The following is a 19,246-nucleotide window of genomic DNA, read 5'->3' on the forward strand; positions in this document are numbered from 1 at the left end:
TAGATCTGTAAATGTTTTCATATTGGTATTAAATATATCATTAACTTTAAGTTAAAAAAATGGTTTTATATTATAAAACTTTCGAAAAGTTTAAATCATTGCAAGTAGAAATAAAAAATTAAGAATAGATAAGTTTAATTTATGATTTTATATTTTTTGATGTAAAATAAATGTAGCGTGAATTCGTCTTTTTAATTTTAAATTACTAGTAACAAATTTTATTTTCTAAATAATGAAAGGAATAGTTTTAGCGGGAGGTTCAGGAACCAGACTTTATCCAATTACTAAGGGGACATCTAAGCAGCTTTTATCTGTGTTTGATAAGCCGATGGTTTATTATCCGGTTTCTGTATTGATGCTTGCAGGCATCAGAGAGATATTGATTATTTCCACACCGGATGATCTTTCTAATTTTAAAAAACTACTAGGTGATGGCCATGAAATAGGAGTTTCGTTTTCTTATGCTGAACAACCAAGCCCAGATGGTTTGGCTCAGGCGTTTCTAATTGGAGAGGAATTTATCGGAAGTGATTCTGTTTGTCTTGTTCTAGGGGACAATATTTTTTATGGTCATGGGTTCACTGAACTCCTCAAAAAATCCCTAAAAACAGTCGATTTAGAGAATAGGGCAACTATTTTTGGTTATTACGTAAATGACCCCGACAGATATGGTGTAGCCGAGTTTGACAATAACGGAATGGTAATTTCGATAGAAGAAAAACCAAAAGAGCCAAAAAGTAATTATGCTGTTGTGGGTCTATACTTTTACCCAAATTCAGTTGTACAGATAGCAAAAGGAATAAAACCTAGTTCCAGAGGCGAACTTGAGATTACGACTGTGAATCAGGTTTACCTTGAAAATAATAAACTCATGGTAGAAATTCTTGGAAGAGGCTTTGCTTGGCTCGATACTGGTACCCATGAGTCAATGCTTGAAGCTTCCAACTTTATCCATACGATTGAAAAAAGGCAGGGACTTAAAGTTGCTTGCTTGGAAGAAATAGCTTTTGAACTTGGGTATATCAATGAAGATCAATTGCTTGCTTTAGCAGAGCCCTTAAAAAAGAATGAATATGGGCAGTACCTAATCAAAAAAGTACAATCCAAAAGAATATGAAATTTATAAGAACAGAAATTTCTGATGTTGTATTAATTGAACCATCAAGGATAGGTGACGATAGAGGGTATTTTTCGGAGACCTTCAGAGCCGACACATTAAAGGAATTTCTTGGTTTTCAGGTTAATTTTTGCCAGGATAATGAATCAAAATCAGGTTTTGGGGTATTGAGAGGTCTTCATTTCCAAGTGCCTCCGTTTGCCCAAACAAAGTTGGTTAAAGTTATCCAAGGAAAAGTTTTGGATGTTGCAGTTGATATCCGAAAAGGTTCGCCAACATTCGGGAAGCATGTGGCTGTTGAATTATCAAGTGAGAATAGACTTCAGATGTTTGTTCCCAAAGGTTTTGCTCATGGTTTTGTTGTGCTGAGCGAAACGGCAATTTTTAATTATAAAGTTGATAATTATTATAATCAGCCATCGGATAGAGGTATTGCTTTCGATGATCCTTCTATAGGTATTGATTGGGTTTTAAAGTTTGAAGATCTGAAATTATCCAGAAAAGATCAAAAGCAACATTTGCTCAAGGAGGCCGATTTATTTGATTTTAATATTGATTTATATGCATAAAGTATTAGTCACGGGAGCGAATGGGCAATTAGGGTCCGAAATCCGTTATTTATCTCCAAACTTTTCTTTCGAATTTATCTTTTCGGATGTAGAGGATTTGGACATTACTGAAAAAGAAAAAGTCCATAAGTTTTTGGTCGATAATAGAATCAACTCGATTGTAAATTGTGCGGCATATACGGCTGTGGATAGGGCGGAGGCAGATTTTGATACTGCAGACAAAGTCAATCACCTTGCTGTAAAATACCTTGCTGAATCTGCCAAAGAGCTGAATATTAAACTAGTTCATGTCTCGACAGATTATGTATTCAATGGAGAAGCTTTTCAACCTTATATTGAAGATTCACGCTGTGACCCGAGAAATGTATATGGAATCTCTAAGAGATCTGCAGAGGAAGCTATACTATTTCTTAAGCTTCCAAACTCAGTTATCATCCGCACTTCTTGGGTTTACAGTTCTTTTGGGAATAATTTTGTCAAAACCATGAGGAGGTTAGGCTCAGAAAAGTCAGAAATTAGTGTGATTGCGGACCAAATTGGGTCCCCTACTTATGCTCGCGACCTGGCATCGTGCATATTGGAAATCCTTCCGAAAATTTCATCTGAAGGAACCGAGATTTATCATTTTAGTAACGAGGGAGTAAGTTCATGGTATGACTTTTCTATAGCTATTATGGAATTGAGTGGTTATTCTTGTCTTGTCAACCCAATTCCTTCAAGTCAATATCCGACTCCTGCTAAAAGGCCATTTTATTCGGTCATGGATAAATCAAAAATTAAAAGAGAATTTGGGATTAAAATTCCATATTGGAGGGAATCTTTACTCGAATGTCTCAAGGTATTAGGATGATTTTTTCGAAAATTCTCTAAACGTTTAAAATATTATTAATTCCAAAACAATTTTTTGATCAAATCAAAGATGAACTGGTTTATAAAAATAATTGAATGATTAAAAAGAAACTAGCCATTCTTGGGATAGTTGGAGTTCCAGCAAATTATGGCGGATTTGAAACATTGGTAGAAAATCTTTTGGATTTACTTCCAAAATACTTTGAAATTACTGTTTACTGTGAAAGTAAGTCCTATCCTGAAAAATTAGAGACCTATAAAGGAGCCAAATTAGAATACTTAAATTACAAAGCCAATGGCCCTGAGAGTATTCTTTATGATTCCATTTCACTTTTAAAGACTTTTAGAAATCAAGATTTCATTCTTTTGCTAGGTGTTTCAGGAGCCATAATGATTCCTTTTTTGAGGCCATTTACAAAAGCTAAAATCATCACTCACATCGATGGTCTTGAGTGGAAGCGGGATAAATGGGGCTTTTTTGCCAAAAAATTCTTGAAACTTTCAGAAACTCTCGCGGTAAGATTTTCACACGGAGTTGTAGCGGATAATAAACACATACAAGATTATATCACTGAAGAATATAACAAGGATTCATTTCTGATTGCATATGGTGCAAATCATGTTACTGCTGTGGCTCCAGAACCATATTTGAAAAAGTTTTCTTTTCTTAATTCACCTTATGTCTTTACTGTATGCAGAATTGAACCTGAAAACAATGTAGAGATGCAACTAAGGGCTTTCAAAGAATGTGAAATAGGTATGCCTTATATAGTTGTGGGCAATTGGAATGCGAATGCATATGGATTAAAGCTTTATCAAGAGTATTCCAAAGTCAAAAACATCATTTTGTATAATCCCATTTATGAAATGGAAGAGCTCAATTTACTCCGATCGAATTGTTTTTTTTATTTACATGGTCACAGTGCTGGCGGAACCAACCCTTCGTTGGTTGAGGCGATGTATCTAAAACTACCCGTGATTGCTTATGGGGTAAACTATAACAAAGAAACGACTTTTGGAAAGGCTTTGTACTTTGATGATTTTGAGGAGTTAAAAACACTCTTGTTTCAGATACACGAGCTTGACCGGGAGCAAATGCGAAGTGATCTAGCCAAATTGGCAAAGAAAAATTACTCTTGGAAAGCCATTACCAAAAAGTATGTGGGAATGTTTGATTCGCTAGGATGAAAGGGCCAAGACGGCTAAAACTTAGTTTTTTCTGGCTATTTCTTTCCATGATTACTAAAGGAATATGTCAAACTATACCTTCAGGATTCCCAGTATTGGAGGAGGCTGCAAGAAGAAGTCAAATCTTGGGGGAATCAGAGTCAGGGTATTCTTTTGCATTACGGCCTATTAGAATGAGTGAATTCAATACCCTTTTTCAAAAACTTGACTCTGTTTCTAACTTTGAAAGTAAAGAATTTCAAATAAAAGAACGAAGAACAAGAAAAGAGTTTAAAATTTTACCACTCTTAAATACTACAGTTTACAATTCAAATAGGCCTTACGGATGGGGTAATACGTCCTTACTGAATGGAGCTGGCATTCAGAATCTGATTTCGCCGGGGATTTTCGCAAAATTTTCTTTTTTGGAGATACAGTTAAGACCTGAATTTGTTTTGAGCCAAAACAATTCTTTTCAGGGGTTTGGAGGAGATTTTTCTGACTTCGTAAATTTTTCAAGATTTCGATTTTGGAATTTTGGTGATCAACCTGAGTATTTTGGTGATAGCTATAAAAATTTTGCTTCTTTAGGTCAATCCTACATTTCCCTCAATTTCGGAAAACTGGAAATGGGAGTTGGGACTCAAAACATTTGGTGGGGTCCAGGACAATTTACTGGATTGATTTTTTCTAATAATGCCAGAGGAATTCCGCATGCATTTATCCGGACTTCAGCCCCTATTAATATTGGAATAGGGAGTTTAGAAGGACAAATTTTGACAGGAAGGGCAGAGGATTCTGGGCTTAATCCTTCCCAGAATCAAGACTTGAACAATCAGTATTTTCTCCCATTTTCTGGTGATTGGAGGTATATAAGTGGCCTCTCTCTTAGCTACCAACCTAAATTTCTAAAACATATTTCACTTGGATTCAACAGGACTTTTCAACAATATAAAGCTGATGTTCCCAATACCTTAATAGGCTATTTGCCGATTTTTGAAGGGTTTCAAAAAGAACGATTATTTCAAAATGGTAACTCAGTTCTTTATGATGAGCAAGCTCAAGATCAATTACTTTCTATATTTTTCAGATTCAAAAGTGAAAAAGGAAAGTTTGAGATATATTCTGAATTGGGAAAGCATGATCACAATTTCAATTGGAGAGAGTTTATACTTAACCCTGAACACACACGGGCATATCTTATTGGATTTACTAAACTTATTTCTTTGCCTAATTCGGAAGCATATTTGCAGTTTAAAGGAGAAATTGTTCAGCAGTCTGAGTCAGTAAATAGGTACATAAGGTATCCAGTATTGGGAGTTTTAAATACTAGCTGGCAAACTCACTATCAGGTCAGGGGATTTACAAACTATGGAGAGTCAATGGGTGCCGGAATAGGAGTAGGGTCCAATGCTCAATTCTTTGAAGTGTCAAGAGTGAAAGATTTGAATAGATTTGGAATACTTTTTCAGCGAATTGAAAATCATCAAGATTTTTTTTATCGAGCATTTGGACAAAATCCTAACAAAAAGCCTTGGGTTGATTTTAGTCTTGGAGTTCTGGTTGACCATCAATGGGGCAATTTGATTTTGAGTTCAAAAACTCAATTTGTAAAAGCATATAATTATCAATGGTTAAGTGATGGGAATTCTACCGGAGATTTCCCGGCTGGAGTAAAAAAAATTTCTTTTTCAGGAGAGCTTAATTTGATCTATTTGTTTCAAAATGATTGAATCTTTAATTGCTACCATTCTTAGGATAATTCCTTTGCCTAAAGTTTAAAATGAGTAATTTTGGTACTCACCTCAAAAACCCTTAGTAATCATCAAATCAGTTTTTTTGGAAAGTATGGGATCTAATCAATCAGAACCCTACGATCCCATAGAAAACTTTTGCCAAGTCTTGGGACTGAAAGGGCGAAGCTGTGTAATTTTATAATTTAACTAATACTTAATTATTTATGTTTATTCCATTTAATCAAGTCAAAATAGGGATTATAGGCCTTGGTTATGTAGGCCTTCCTTTAGCTGTTGAATTCGCTAAAAAGTTTCCCGTGATAGGGTTCGATATTGATCAAAAAAGAATAGCAGATCTTAAATCTGGAAAAGACTATACTTTGGAGGTGGAGGATGAGCTTCTTCACTCTGTTAATATTTTGAGTTCACCAAATTTGGATTCCAAAGGACTATATTCTACTGCGGACTCCAATGATTTGGCAGATTGTAATGTCTATATTATTACAGTTCCCACACCAACAGATAAGCATAATAGACCTGTTCTGACTCCTATGCTGAAGGCCTCAGCAAATATCGGAAAATACTTAAAAAAAGGAGATGTGGTTATTTATGAATCTACGGTTTATCCTGGAGTGACCGAAGAGGAATGTGTGCCTGTGTTGGAAGAAATATCTGGATTGAAATACAACGAAGATTTTTTCGCAGGATATTCACCGGAGCGAATTAACCCTGGAGATAAAGAGCACACAGTAGCAAAAATTTTAAAAGTGACGTCTGGAAGTACACCTGAAGTGGCAGAATTTGTAGATCAATTATATAGACAAGTCATTACCGCAGGTACGCACAAGGCCTCTTCAATTAAAGTGGCAGAAGCCGCTAAGGTTATTGAAAATTCACAGCGTGACATCAACATAGCTTTTGTTAATGAACTTTCTAAAATCTTCAATCTTCTTGGAATTGATACAAGTGAGGTGTTGGAAGCAGCAGGGACTAAGTGGAACTTCCTGAAATTCAAGCCCGGACTTGTTGGAGGTCATTGTATTGGTGTGGATCCATTCTATTTGGCACAAAAAGCACAGGAAGTAGGCTATCATCCTGAGATTATCCTCGCAGGAAGAAGACTAAATGACAGCATGGGAAAACATGTTGCTACTGAGGTGATTAAATTGATGATGCGGAAAGACCTCAAAGTGATAGATTCCAAAGTTTTGATTCTTGGTTTTACCTTTAAAGAGGATTGCCCAGATGTCAGAAATACAAGGGTGATTGACATATATAATGAGTTAAAATCATTTGATATGGAAGTGGATATCTATGATCCTTGGGCTAATCCTTTAGAAGTGAAGCATGAATATAATATTGATATCAGCTCTGGGGATCAGGTGCCAAACCTTGAGAAATATTCCGCAGTGATCTTGGCTGTAGCCCATAATGCTTTTAAAAGCCTCCCGATCCAAAAGTCCGATAATCAAGTTGTATTTGATGTAAAATGCATACTGGATAAGAGTAAGGTAGATGCCAGACTTTAACAAATATTCAGAAATTCCGAAAATAAAAAGCAAATTGCACCCTAATTCAAAAATCCAAAAAGATCAAATGAGGTGGACTTATAAAATTCTCTTTTTTTCAGTGTTAGTTGCCCTAGCTTCTTCCTGCATTTCCAATGAAAGAATAATTTATATGCAAGAGCTTGGCGATCAATCCAACCCTGTAATTTCTTCAAGTGAAAATCTACCCTACAGTTTTGAGGAATATTACCTTCAAAAATTCGATATCGTCGACATTAATATTACAACTACTAGCGCAGAAATAAATGAGCTACTTAATGTTGCCACGATTACCTCTCAAAATAATATGATGATGGGAGGCGGAGGCCAAGCAGGTGGAGATGTGTTTTTCATGAATGGGTATACCATTGATGAGTTTGGGAAAGTTGAATTACCATTGATAGGTGAAATAGCTCTTGATGGATTGACTACCATTGAAGCTAAAAAATTAATTGAAAATGAAGTTAAAAGGTATGTGAACGAAGATGAGTATTTTGTTAGAATTAGATTAGGAGGAATAAGATTCAGTGCATTAGGAGAGTTTAATAATCCTGGAAAAATCACTGTTCTCCAAAATAGAGTCACCATTTTTGAAGCGATTGCTGCAGCTAGTGATTTGAATATTTTAGCAAAAAGAAATGAATTAATAGTTGTTCGTCAATACCCTGAAGGATCTAAAATCCATAAAATTAACTTGAATGACAAAAATTTGCTTACTTCTGATTTTTATTTCGTTAGGCCAAACGATATTTTATATGCCGAGCCCCTGAAAGTAAGAGAGATAGGGAATGCGACGAATTTTATCCAAACGTTGACACTATTAACGACTACGATTACGGCAGTCGCTCTGATTCTTACTTTAGCTACAAATTAAATATTTAATATGAATTTTGAACAAACAGAAAATGAATTTCTTCAGCAAGAAGATTCATCATTTGATTTGAGATTATTTTTAAATAAAGTAATAAGAAATTGGCCTTGGTTTCTAGCTGCATTGTTCATTTCCTTATCAATAGGTTATTTTCTTACAAAAACGACTGAACCGCTTTACAGATCAAGTGCTAAATTTTTCATCAAAGAGAAAGAATCTGCGCTAGCCTTGTTTGAGAAGCCCGCAATTATGGACGTCGGAAGCATGGGCCTTCAGAATGAAATAATTATCCTAAAATCAAAACCAATTGCTCTAAATACTTTAAGAAAGCTGGATTTTGATGTTGAGTATTACAAGGAAGGGACATTTACAAATCAAAGGCTTTATAAAAATTCACCCATTTTAATTCAAGTAGACTGGACTTCTGCTCAAATAATAAATGGAATGATTTCTTTAGAATGGACAGATGATAGTAATTTCAGTATTGATTTTGTAGATAAGCAGTACACTAAATTTTTACCTGACGGCTCATATGTTGAGTTTGGTAATATCCCTTCTAAAACTTCCTATGCATTCGGTGAATGGATTGAAACAGATCAATTCCGAATTAAGGTAACAAAACTGGATGTTGAAAAAGAAGGGAAAATACTCTACAAAATAAAAGATGTAACCTCCCTAACCTCTTATTATGCAAATAATTTGGATGTAGAAGCCGTAGAAAGGGGAGCGTCAATCATGAATTTAAGCATAACTACTTCTAATGCCTTAATGGGGGAAGCTTACTTGAATACCTTGATGCAGACTTACCTCGATTTGGAATTGCAGGATAAAAATGAAGTTTATTCGAATACAATAAAATTCATCGATGGTCAGGTTTCAGGCGTCGCGGATACGTTACGATTTTTTGAAAAAGAATTAGAGAATTACAGATCTGAAAACAAGATCTACAATCTAAGTACTGAGGGAGCTGCTGTTTTTGATCAAATGTCAGAACTGGAGACTCAACTTAACAATGAAGAATTCAAAAGAAAATATTATCAAAGTCTTAAGGATTACCTTTTAAGAGAAAATTATAAGGAATTGGTAGTTCCTTCCGGTATTGGTATTGATGATCCCATTCTAAATGGATTGATTGAAAACTTACTTTCATTACAAGTAGATAAATCTCGCCTATTAGCCACACAGACTGAAATTTCTCCAGCAGTTAAAGAGATTAACAGGAAAATTGAGGATTCAAACAGGTCTATTAGAGAGATCCTAAATAATGTGGACCAAAATTCACTGATGCTAATTGAAGACTTAAGATCAAGAATTAATCAAATGGATGTCTCATTCAGGTCATTGCCAGAGACTGAACAAAATTTAATTCGTATCGAAAGACAATTTACATTAAGCGAAAACCTTTACACGTATTTACAAGAAAAAAGAGCTGAGGCAGCGATTACTAAAGCTTCCAATACAGTCAATAATAGGATAATTGAACCTGCTACCGGAGGTTTTAAAATCACTCCTAAACCATTACAAAATTATACTCTAGCTGTTCTGATTGGAATATTATTTCCTCTAATTCTAATATTTCTGAAAGAAATATTCAGAACGAAAATTGAGGATCTTAAATTTTTAGAGAAGAGACTAAGAATCCCGATTTTATCGACCATCTTATTGAATAGATCAGACAATAATTTAGTTGTTTTGAACCAAGGTAAGTCAGGTATTTCAGAAGGCTTTAGATCCCTTAGAGCCAACCTTAAATATGTTCTCCAAAGAGATGACAAAATAACCATGATGGTTACTTCAACAATTTCTGGAGAAGGAAAGACTTTTTGTGCGGTGAATTTAGCTTCCGTCTATAGCCTTACAGGCAAAAAAACTGTTTTGGTAGGCTGTGATATGAGAAAGCCTAAAATATTTGGCGATTTTCATATTGAAAACAATAAAGGTCTCTCTACTTTTTTAAGTGGGGAGTCTAATGATTGGAAAGAAATTATAAGTCCATCAGGTTATGAAAACCTTGATATTTTAGTAGCTGGACCGACTCCACCGAATCCTGCGGAACTATTGCTGTCAGTTAGATTTACATCATTAGTAGAAGAGCTTAAAAAAGAGTATGATGTTATTATCATGGATACTCCTCCAGTGGGTCTGGTAAGTGAAACTTTAGATTTATTGAATCATGTTGATTTAACTCTTTTTGTATTTAGACAAAATTATAGCCAACGCACGTTCATTGATTCACTTAACACCTTGAAGGGCACGAAAAATTTAAAAAGTATTTATGCTGTTTTTAACGGTGTAGATATGACTAAGGTCAACAGTGGGTATGGGTATTCTTATGGTTACGGTTATGGCTATTACGAAGATTATAAATAAGATTAATTAAGGTGAAAAATCAAATAAGGTATTTTAGGTTCTTTTATTCGTATTTAGGGCCAAGCCTTTTTTTACTTCTTATTTTAAGTATCCTTGTAGGCTTGATGGATGGGTTTGGTTTATCCATGTTCATACCTTTGCTTCAATCTGCAGCCTCGGATGAAGTGAGCTATGAAAAGGCAGCAGAAAATTTAGGAGACTTCAGTTTTTTAATTAATATTTTAGAAAGTACTGGATTACCTTTTAACCTTTCCCTTGTATTAGGATTTTTATTAATCCTTTTTGTATTGAAGGGCGTTTTCAAATATCTGGAAATGCTATATCGGATTATCCTTCAAATCAAATTTGTAAGAAAGTTAAGGTTCGATATGGTTGACGGGCTAGGGGATATATCGTATGAAAATTTTTCCAAAATTAATGGTGGAAGAATTCAAAATACGATGTCAGGAGAGGTCAATAAAATTGTAAGTGCTTTTGGCTTCTATTTTAACACCATGCAAGGAGCAGTATTGTTATTGGTGTATGTTTTTTTGGCTTTTATATCCAATTTTAATTTTGCCTTGTTCGTTTCCTTAGGAGGATATTTAACTAGTTTTATATTTAAATATCTCTATAAAAGGACAAGAGAAGCTTCCATAAAAATAACCAGTATAAGTCATGACTATCAATCACTTTTGGTTCAGTCAATACTGTTTTTCAAATACTTAAAGGGAACAGGTTATTTCTTTGATTTTAAATTCAAACTTAAAGAGAAGATCGAAGAAGTTGAGAAAGTCCAAATGAAAATTGGAAATTATAATGCTATTCTGATAAGTACTAGAGAGCCAATTGTTATAGTTATCGTAGCTGTTGTGATAGGCATACAAGCCATGTTATTGGGGACTAGCTTGACTTCCATTATTTTAAGTATTCTGTTTTTTTACCGGGCTTTAAATTATCTGTTAACTGTTCAAACAAGCTGGCAAGGTTTTATTGGTCAGATAGGTGCCATAGAAGCGGGCATTGATCTAATTGAAGAGTTTAACGATTCAAAAGAAGAGAAAACTTCAACAAAGAAATCCATTCCTGAAAGGTACAATTTCAAGTTAGACAATGTTTCCTATTATTATCAGAAGGAAAAATTGATCCTATCGGATATTAATCTTGACCTTCAGTTGAATAAAACATATGCCTTTGTTGGTGAAAGTGGAAGTGGTAAAACAACTTTAGTGAATTTAATAATCGGCCTGCTGAGTCCTACCTCCGGTAATATTTTTATTAATGATTCAAATCGTAAAGATTTAGATTTATCGTCTTATCGTAAGAGATTTGGATATATAACTCAAGAACCTGTAATCTTCAATGACACAATTTATAATAATGTCACTTTTTGGGCACCAAAAACTGAGGAAAATCTAAAACTGTTTTGGGAGGTTATCAACCTATCGCACCTTACATCTGTTGTTGATAATAGCCTTTTAAAAGAGGATACTAATCTCGGTGATAATGGTATGGTCTTCTCCGGCGGTCAAAAACAACGTATATCTATTGCTAGAGAACTTTTTAAGAAATGCGAAATATTAATATTTGACGAGGCTACTTCTGCTTTAGATTCGGAGACTGAAAAGATTATTCAGGAAAATATCGATTCCTTCAAAGGTAAGTATACGATTTTAGTTATAGCTCATAGACTGAGTACCATAAAGAACGTTGATATTCTTATTATGATGGAAGAAGGGAAAATTATTTCTCAGGGAACATTCGATGAAGTTTTTAATTCCTCAAATAAATTTCAGCGAATGGTGAATTTGCAGGAGTTTTGATTTTGTGAAGAATCCCCTAGTTTCAGTTGTTGCAATATGTTATAATCATGAAAGATTTATTGATGAATCTTTAGATTCAATTAGGCTGCAGTCTTATCCTAATCTTGAAGTGTTAATTATAGATTCAAATTCAAGTGATAATTCGGTTGAAAAAATCGAAGATTACATTGATAAATATAAATTGACTTCATGGCAATTCTTCAAACATACGGAACCAAAATCAATTTGTGAAAATCTGAATTTTGCTCTAGCTAGAATTAAGGGAGAGTTTTATCAGGTTATTGCATGTGATGACATTATTTTACCTTCGAAAATTCAATCCCAGATCACTATTTTAAAAGAAGAAGATTACAAATTCGATTTAATTTATGGTGATTATTCTCATATTAATGAATCTACTGAGGTTATTAAAGGAGAAGAAAGACAATTAAATAAAAGTGGATTTTCCGAACTAAATCACCCACCTTCAGGAAAAATATTTTGTGATATTCTAGGCTCTTGGTATATCCATTCAATTACTTGCTTGATATCAAGGAAAGCGGCCTTGCAAATAGGGGGCTATGATGAAGATTTGGTTTATGAGGATACGGATTTTTTTCTTAGGTTTTCACGTGTTTTTTTGATTAAAGGAGACCTTGAGTTAGTAGCATATTATAGAATACTAGCAAATTCTTTTTTTAGGTCAAGATCTGTAGATTTCTATGTTTCTACCTGCCGTCTTTATTTTAAGCACTTAGATTTAAACCTTGCTTGCTTTAGCAAAGTAAAACGTTTACTTACTCATTATTTGGATGTTGTGTTTCAAATGGATCCAGAAAAAGCGCTAGATTTTTACAAAAATTGCAGTGTTAATAATTTTAATTTTTATCTACCGATTTATTTTAGTGTTTTTAGATTAACGAATTCGCTTAAATTATCGCTATTTGCAAAGCGAATGATAAAAAAATATTCTAATATTTTTTTATGACTCTGGTAAGTTTTATTATTCCGCACTATAATTCCGTTCAATATATTAATGAGACTATTTCTAGTATTGAGTCTCAAACTTATAAGAATTTCGAGATTATAGTTGTAGATGATAATAGTTCTGAGGAGGTTTTCAAAGAGCTCAAAAACATAATTAATGGAAGAGAAAAAATCTCCTTATATTCTTTGCCTAAACAATTTGTAAAAGGGGCTAACTCTTGTAGAAATTTTGGATTACTACATTCTAAAGGTGATTTTGTTAATTTTATTGATAGTGATGATATTATTCTCCCTACTAAGATAGAAGCTCAATTAAAAGTATTTACAAACAACCCTGATTTGGGTATGGTTGTATGTAAGACACAATACTTCGCTGATTCCACATCTAATAAGTTAGAACTTCTGCAGGAGCAGGATTTTTCAATCTCTGATGATTTTTTAGAGGCATATATATCTAAGAAATCTATTTGGTGCACTAATTCGGCTTTAATCAGAAAATCTAAACTTGGCACTATATCCTTCCATCCTGGGTTTTTAGATGCTCATGAATGGTTATTTTATATTGAATTGATGATTGCGGGAATTAATGTTGGTTTTGTAAATGATGTATTGGTTTTAAAACGAAAGCACAGTGGAAGTATTGGGAATAGTTCCCTTTCCAAAAAATTGCCTTCCTTAATAGAATCAAGATTGTTAGTAATCGATTTTATTAATTCAAGTCCTTTGGATAGCTCGATTTATATAAAATTTTTGATAGACGATATAAACTCTTTTCTTAAATCTTCTGCGAAAAGAAATATGTATTCATTGTATTTTTCGACTATTTCAAAATTCAACCTTTCGGTTGTCGGAAAAATTAGATGTTTTATTAATTACACGGTTCACTCTACAACTAAAAAGGGGGATTCCTTAATTTCAATCCCCAATAATTAATGAAAAAAATATTAATTATTCTGGAATGTATCAATAAAAACAGATCATCTGAAGGTATAGCTTCAGTTAATTTCTTAAATTCTATTGATTTGAATTCTTATGATATACATTCTGTATATTATCAATATCCACAATTTGATATCGATAAACTAGACTGGTTAAATGAGGGGATCAAATTACATAAAATTTCAAATGATATATTAGATTTTTCCCTTTCTAAAAACAACAAAATAAAAAATTTCTTTTCGAGTTATTTTGGAATTGTCCCTTTAAAAGAATACCGTGTTCTTAAGTTTAAAAGAAAGATTTCTCAATTGATTAAAAAAGAGAAATTCGATTTAATCTTTATTCGGACTATTGCCACTTCGGGATGTTCGCACCGTGCTGTATCTGAATTGTCCCATTCTTTCGACATTCCTATTTTGTCTTATTTCAATGACCCTATTCCTTATTGTTTAATGCCGTATCCTTATTCAAATGGATATACAAACAATCCCAATTTTGATCTTAAAGAAAAAAAAATAATTAAAGCTGTCATAAATAAATCTACAGCCATAGCAAGCCCATCTCAAAAGCTAAACGAATTGTTTTTAGATTTCTCGCAGGACCCGAACAAGAAAACATTTATTTTTCCTCATATTTTTTACGAGGAAGTACTTAGTGAGAAAGAAGATCTTTCCGAGTTTCTTGACTTTAATAAGATTAATATTACTCACTGTGGGTCTCTGTTAAGTCAAAGAGATCCATCTGGTCTGTTAAAAGCTTTTGAATTATTTTTAGATGATAACCCTGAGTTTCTATCTAAAATTTCTTTAAACTTTTTTGGCCCTGTTACTGAAAATCATTTCCCGGTATTTAAGAAATTTAAATATAAAGACTGTCTTAATGTTATTGACAAGCGAATTTCACATTCAAAAAGCTTAGCCTTGATGAAGAAATCGGATTTGTTTTTATTACTTGAGTCTTCATTTCAGCACAGCCCATTTATGCCAGTTAAATTGGCGGAGGTAATCGGTTTAAATAAAATTTTTCTTTCTTTGGCTCCAATTGATTCGGAGACCAGAAGGATTTTAGGGCCTAACTATCCTTTGCAAACGGAGGCATTAAATATTGATGAAATACTTCGGATTCTGAATGAATTTTTCTCAAATAAATTAGATCTGAAGGATATACAAGGTCAAGTCAATATGCTTGAACCTTATATTCTTCCTAGTACTGTAAATAAAGAATTAGATACTGTTTTTGAATATTTGAAGGATGTTAAATGTACTACTTAAATAAATTTTCAAAATTAATTAGAAAGTATTTTTTTAAGATGCACTCAGCTCCCAATGGTTCTGTGGTGTCAATTCTTTCTAATGGTCTTCAAAATGTTAATTTTGGGGGTGAAAATAACATACCTGAATTTTGTGTTTTTTCGGGAAAATGTTCCTTAGGTTTCAGAACTACTTTAGGTAAGAATAACTTTATCTTTGGTGATGTGACAATAGGTAAATATTGTCAAATAGGTGCTTATGTCGCTTTTCATTCCTCTAATCATCCTGTTAATTATTTGACAACTTATATTAATCAAAGGTTATTTGATGGTGAATTAGCGAAATTAAAAACTATCAACCCTATAGTTGTGGGACATGATGTATGGATAGGTCATGGTGCCGTAATTCTTTCTGGGGTAACGGTGGGATCTGGCGCTATTATTGGAGCTGGATCAATAGTCACTAAAGATGTGCCGCCTTATTCTATAGTCGGAGGCAATCCGGCTAAAGTGATCAAATACAGATTTTCCGAAGAAATAATCAGCGAATTGCTAGCATTCAATTGGTGGGATCTTGATCCAAAATCTCTTAAGAATATTGAAGCTTTATTTTTTTCTGACCTTACCAAAGTGTCGTCTATTTATGAAATAATCAAGGATAAATGAGTTTCAAAATTGTTATATGTTCCAGTCCCAATACCAATAGTATTCCTTTATACTTTTATTTGTTAGCCAATTTTCTTCAAAAAACTGGCAATGAAGTTCATTTGATTTTGGATAGAAATGGAGATATGGTCTTTGATGAACACCCTCCTGAAAAAGGGTTGACTATCGCTAAGTGGCCTAATGCAAGACCGGTGCGTTATAAGGATTTCTTGTTCTTTAAAGATTACTGTGAAAAAGTACGGCCGGACATTGTTATTAGTCAATTCAGTTCCAACTTCATTTCGCTTCTTGTGGGGAGATTACTCAAAATCCCACATTCCTTGATCTATTGGCATACCATGCAGGAGCAGCTTGAGGCAGATTTGAAGTTTAGCAAATTAAGATTCAACCTTTTAAAATTTAGAAAGAGTTTTATTTTTAATTTGTCAGATTTTCAATTTCTGACCAATTCTAATGATTTAAAAAATGAATTAAAAACTCTTTTTCCTTCTAAGAAAAATAAAATCGAGGTAGTGAACTACCTGATGCCTGACCCACTCAAAAACAAAGAAATACTCCATATCTCCGAAAGAGAATTTCAGATTTCCTTTGTGGCTCGCCTTGAAAAAAGCAAAGGTCACGCATCCTTTATTCGTGCTTTTAGCCAAGTGAGAAAAAATATCCCCAACTTAAAATTGAAGATTGCCGGCTCAGGTTCCGAACTTGATAATTTAATTACACTGGTAAGAGAATTATCACTAGAAAACCATGTGGAATTCTTAGGTGAGTGTTCCTATCAGGAAGTACTTGATGTCATGTCTACTTCATTGATTCATGTAAGTAATAGTAGTCAAGAAGCATTTGGAATGGTAAACGTTGAAGCTCTTGCGACAGGTACTCCAATTATTGCAAATAAGGTAGGAGGGATTAAAGAAATTTTGATTCCTGGGAAAAACGGTGAATTTTTCGATGCAAATAATCCTGAGGAATTAGAAAATATTCTTCTGAAGCTCCTCAATAATGATAATTGGCTGGAGTATTCGCAAAATGCACGTTCTATTTTTAAAGAAAAATTTGAGTGCAATCAGAAGAATTTGATGAAACAAAAAGAACAATTATTTGATCTTATAAAATTCAAATGAAAATATTAGTAATTGGCGGTACAGGGAATTTTGGAAAAAGAATCTTTCAATCCCTTAAAAATAAAAATAAAGAAAATCAGCTTGTTTCTCTTTCTAGAAATCCTCCTAAACATAAACTGAATTATGTTGAATATTTAATTGGTGATTCTAACGATGAAAGTTTACTGAATCAATTATTTGAAAAGTATCAATTTGAAATTGTGATTCATATCCCTAATATTTTACTAGCCAATGTTGATGCTTTAGTATCAGTCTGTAAAAAACATCATGCAGATCAATTAATAATGGTTGGATCGGCAGCTATGTTTACAAAAATTGATGCTCCAACGAAGATCATAAGGGAAGAGAAAGAAAAAGTAATTCGTGATTCAGGCGTGAATTTCACCATACTTAGGCCCAATATGGTTTATGGTCATAAGGAAGATCAAAATATTTATAAGCTTTATAAATTCATAAATAAATATCTGCTATTAATAGTGCCGGGATCTTCTGAAATTAAGCAAAGCCCAACCCACATAGATGATTTTGTTGAAGCTCTGATTTTTGCAATATCCAACCCTAATGCTTACAAAAAATCATATAACCTGGTTGGACCTCAGCCCATCTCTTTAAAAGAAATGGCTCAAATATTAGCAAAACCAAAGAAAATCCGAATTTTGGAAGTTCCACTTAGTGTTAGTGTTTTTGGACTTAAAGTATTACGGCTTTTTAAAGTGGTCAATTGGCATCCTGAAAAATTAATTCGTCTAAATGAAGAAAAAGTGTTGGAATCAACGCCTGGAGCATTCGAAGAATTAAATTATCAACCAAGACTTTTTGAGGAAGGTATTAAAGAATACTTTAATTAAATACCTTTCAGTCGATTAGTTTAATTCTAATGAATAACCCCTTGAAAAAGATTTGCTTTATTGTTCCAGATGGAGTTGGGATAAGAAATTATTTATTCAGTGATTTAATTTCTCAATTCGATTCCAACCAAACACAATTTTTTCTTTGGCACAAATTGGATCCTTCTGTAATTAAATCAATAGAAGAATTGCATGGGATTCAATTGAAAAGTGAAGAATTAATTTCAATTCCAGAAAGTCTTTTCCCCAGAGTTTTCAGAGAAGCTAGCGTTTTGGCAAGGCTAAAGCGGAATGTCGAAATTGATCAAAACCCGGCAACGATTCGTGATTGGCCAACCAATCAAAAAAGTCTAAAAAGAAAGTTGCTCTATAAGTTTGCTGAAATTATTGCGGGTTCAGTTTCAAAATATGATAATATTCTATGGTTAGAATCTTATTCGGAATTACTGTCTAAAAAATCCAAAGCATTTTCCCTAGCTCTGGAATTTCTAAAAAGGACTAAGCCTGAAATAGTTTTTTGTACACACCAAAGGTCACCGGATGCGGCAATCGCTCTGTTAGCAGCAAGATCATTGGGAATAAAAACTATAACTGTTATTTTTTCATGGGATAATCTCCCTAAAGCCCGTCTAGCGGTAAAAGCAGATAATTACCTGGTTTGGTCTAATTATATGAAGGAAGAACTTCATCACTATTATCCGGAAATTAAAGAAAATCAGGTTATCGTTACAGGTACGCCTCAATTCAATTTTTATAGTGAAGAAAAGTTCTTTGTTTCAAAAGAAGAATTTGCGTCAAAGTATGGCCTTGACTCCAGTAAAAAGTGGATATGCTTTAGTGGAGATGATGAGTATACTTCTCCTTTGGATCCTTATTTCCTTAGGGATTTGGCATTAGCACTTAAGAACGAGGATGGAATTCAAATTTTGTTTAGACCTGTACCAGTCTCCAAGTATGATAGATATCAAGAGGTATTAAATGAGTTTAAAAACATTGTTTTAATATCTCCTTTATGGAAGCTTTCGGATAATTGGAGTTATTCCTACCCATTATATGAAGATCTCGGATTATTGGCTAATGTTGCGAAACACTGTGAAACTGTTTTGAATATTGGATCAACTATGGCGTTGGATTTTGCTTGCTTTGATAAGCCCGCAATCTACCTAAACTATCTTCCAGACTGTGATAATCCTACATCCTGGGATCCTCATCAAATTTATCAAAGACAACATTTTAGGTCCATGGATCAATTAGATGCGGTATGTTGGGTAAATCAAAAGGAGGAAATAGGGACTGTGGTCCAAAAAGTTTTAAATTCTCCAAATGAAATATGTAAGGATAGGCTAATCTGGTTGAATAAAATCCGTAAGGATTTCCCTCAATCCACCTCAACCAGAATGATTTTTGAAACAATAAAAAGTATATAAAA

The 19,246-nt window shown here is 33.6% G+C and carries 16 protein-coding genes; all 16 read left to right on the forward strand.

Going from position 1 to position 19,246, the window contains the following annotated elements:
• Positions 1–232 precede the first annotated feature (232 nt).
• Positions 233–1,117 (forward strand): glucose-1-phosphate thymidylyltransferase RfbA, encoded by an 885-nt coding sequence (rfbA, locus tag BVC88_RS20810; protein WP_075352667.1) that lies wholly within the window; start codon positions 233–235, stop codon positions 1,115–1,117.
• On the forward strand, positions 1,114–1,686 hold the full coding sequence (rfbC, locus tag BVC88_RS20815) for a dTDP-4-dehydrorhamnose 3,5-epimerase (RefSeq protein ID WP_075352668.1): 573 nt from the start codon (positions 1,114–1,116) through the stop codon (positions 1,684–1,686). Before rfbA ends, rfbC begins: the two co-directional genes overlap by 4 nt.
• The gene (gene rfbD, locus BVC88_RS20820; RefSeq protein WP_075352669.1) at positions 1,679–2,536 is read left to right on the forward strand and encodes a dTDP-4-dehydrorhamnose reductase; all 858 of its coding nucleotides are present in this window, start codon (positions 1,679–1,681) and stop codon (positions 2,534–2,536) included. The genes rfbC and rfbD overlap by 8 nt, the downstream gene beginning before the upstream one ends.
• Before the next feature lie 95 nt (positions 2,537–2,631).
• Complete coding sequence (locus BVC88_RS20825) at positions 2,632–3,723, forward strand: DUF1972 domain-containing protein (protein WP_075352670.1); 1,092 nt, start codon at positions 2,632–2,634, stop codon at positions 3,721–3,723.
• 47 nt (positions 3,724–3,770) lie between these two features.
• Complete coding sequence (locus tag BVC88_RS20830) at positions 3,771–5,435, forward strand: capsule assembly Wzi family protein (RefSeq protein WP_245803699.1); 1,665 nt, start codon at positions 3,771–3,773, stop codon at positions 5,433–5,435.
• A gap of 227 nt (positions 5,436–5,662) precedes the next feature.
• A complete protein-coding gene (locus tag BVC88_RS20835; RefSeq protein WP_075352672.1) occupies positions 5,663–6,967 on the forward strand; it encodes a nucleotide sugar dehydrogenase in 1,305 nt (434 codons plus the stop codon).
• 151 nt (positions 6,968–7,118) lie between these two features.
• Positions 7,119–7,859 carry a polysaccharide biosynthesis/export family protein gene (locus BVC88_RS20840; protein WP_075352689.1) on the forward strand — a complete coding sequence of 247 codons (741 nt, stop codon included), beginning with the start codon at positions 7,119–7,121 and terminating at the stop codon, positions 7,857–7,859.
• A gap of 9 nt (positions 7,860–7,868) precedes the next feature.
• Complete coding sequence (locus BVC88_RS20845; RefSeq protein ID WP_075352673.1) at positions 7,869–10,226, forward strand: GumC family protein; 2,358 nt, start codon at positions 7,869–7,871, stop codon at positions 10,224–10,226.
• An 11-nt stretch (positions 10,227–10,237) separates the two neighbouring features.
• A complete protein-coding gene (locus BVC88_RS20850; RefSeq protein WP_139316618.1) occupies positions 10,238–12,028 on the forward strand; it encodes an ABC transporter ATP-binding protein in 1,791 nt (596 codons plus the stop codon).
• Between the two features lie 4 nt (positions 12,029–12,032).
• Positions 12,033–12,995, forward strand: a complete 963-nt coding sequence (locus BVC88_RS20855; protein ID WP_075352675.1) for a glycosyltransferase family 2 protein — start codon at positions 12,033–12,035, stop codon at positions 12,993–12,995.
• Positions 12,992–13,927, forward strand: a complete 936-nt coding sequence (locus BVC88_RS20860) for a glycosyltransferase family 2 protein (RefSeq protein WP_075352676.1) — start codon at positions 12,992–12,994, stop codon at positions 13,925–13,927. Before BVC88_RS20855 ends, BVC88_RS20860 begins: the two co-directional genes overlap by 4 nt.
• Positions 13,927–15,204, forward strand: coding sequence for a glycosyltransferase family 4 protein (locus tag BVC88_RS20865; protein WP_075352677.1), 1,278 nt, complete (start codon positions 13,927–13,929; stop codon positions 15,202–15,204). The genes BVC88_RS20860 and BVC88_RS20865 overlap by 1 nt, the downstream gene beginning before the upstream one ends.
• Positions 15,192–15,848, forward strand: a complete 657-nt coding sequence (locus BVC88_RS20870; protein ID WP_075352678.1) for a CatB-related O-acetyltransferase — start codon at positions 15,192–15,194, stop codon at positions 15,846–15,848. The genes BVC88_RS20865 and BVC88_RS20870 overlap by 13 nt, the downstream gene beginning before the upstream one ends.
• Positions 15,845–16,969, forward strand: a complete 1,125-nt coding sequence (locus BVC88_RS20875) for a glycosyltransferase family 4 protein (protein WP_075352679.1) — start codon at positions 15,845–15,847, stop codon at positions 16,967–16,969. Before BVC88_RS20870 ends, BVC88_RS20875 begins: the two co-directional genes overlap by 4 nt.
• On the forward strand, positions 16,966–17,817 hold the full coding sequence (locus tag BVC88_RS20880) for an NAD-dependent epimerase/dehydratase family protein (protein WP_075352680.1): 852 nt from the start codon (positions 16,966–16,968) through the stop codon (positions 17,815–17,817). The genes BVC88_RS20875 and BVC88_RS20880 overlap by 4 nt, the downstream gene beginning before the upstream one ends.
• Before the next feature lie 29 nt (positions 17,818–17,846).
• Positions 17,847–19,244 (forward strand): hypothetical protein, encoded by a 1,398-nt coding sequence (locus BVC88_RS20885; protein ID WP_075352681.1) that lies wholly within the window; start codon positions 17,847–17,849, stop codon positions 19,242–19,244.
• Positions 19,245–19,246 lie beyond the last annotated feature (2 nt).

It is taken from the genome of Algoriphagus marinus, from assembly GCF_001936475.1.
Classification (GTDB): domain Bacteria; phylum Bacteroidota; class Bacteroidia; order Cytophagales; family Cyclobacteriaceae; genus Algoriphagus; species Algoriphagus marinus.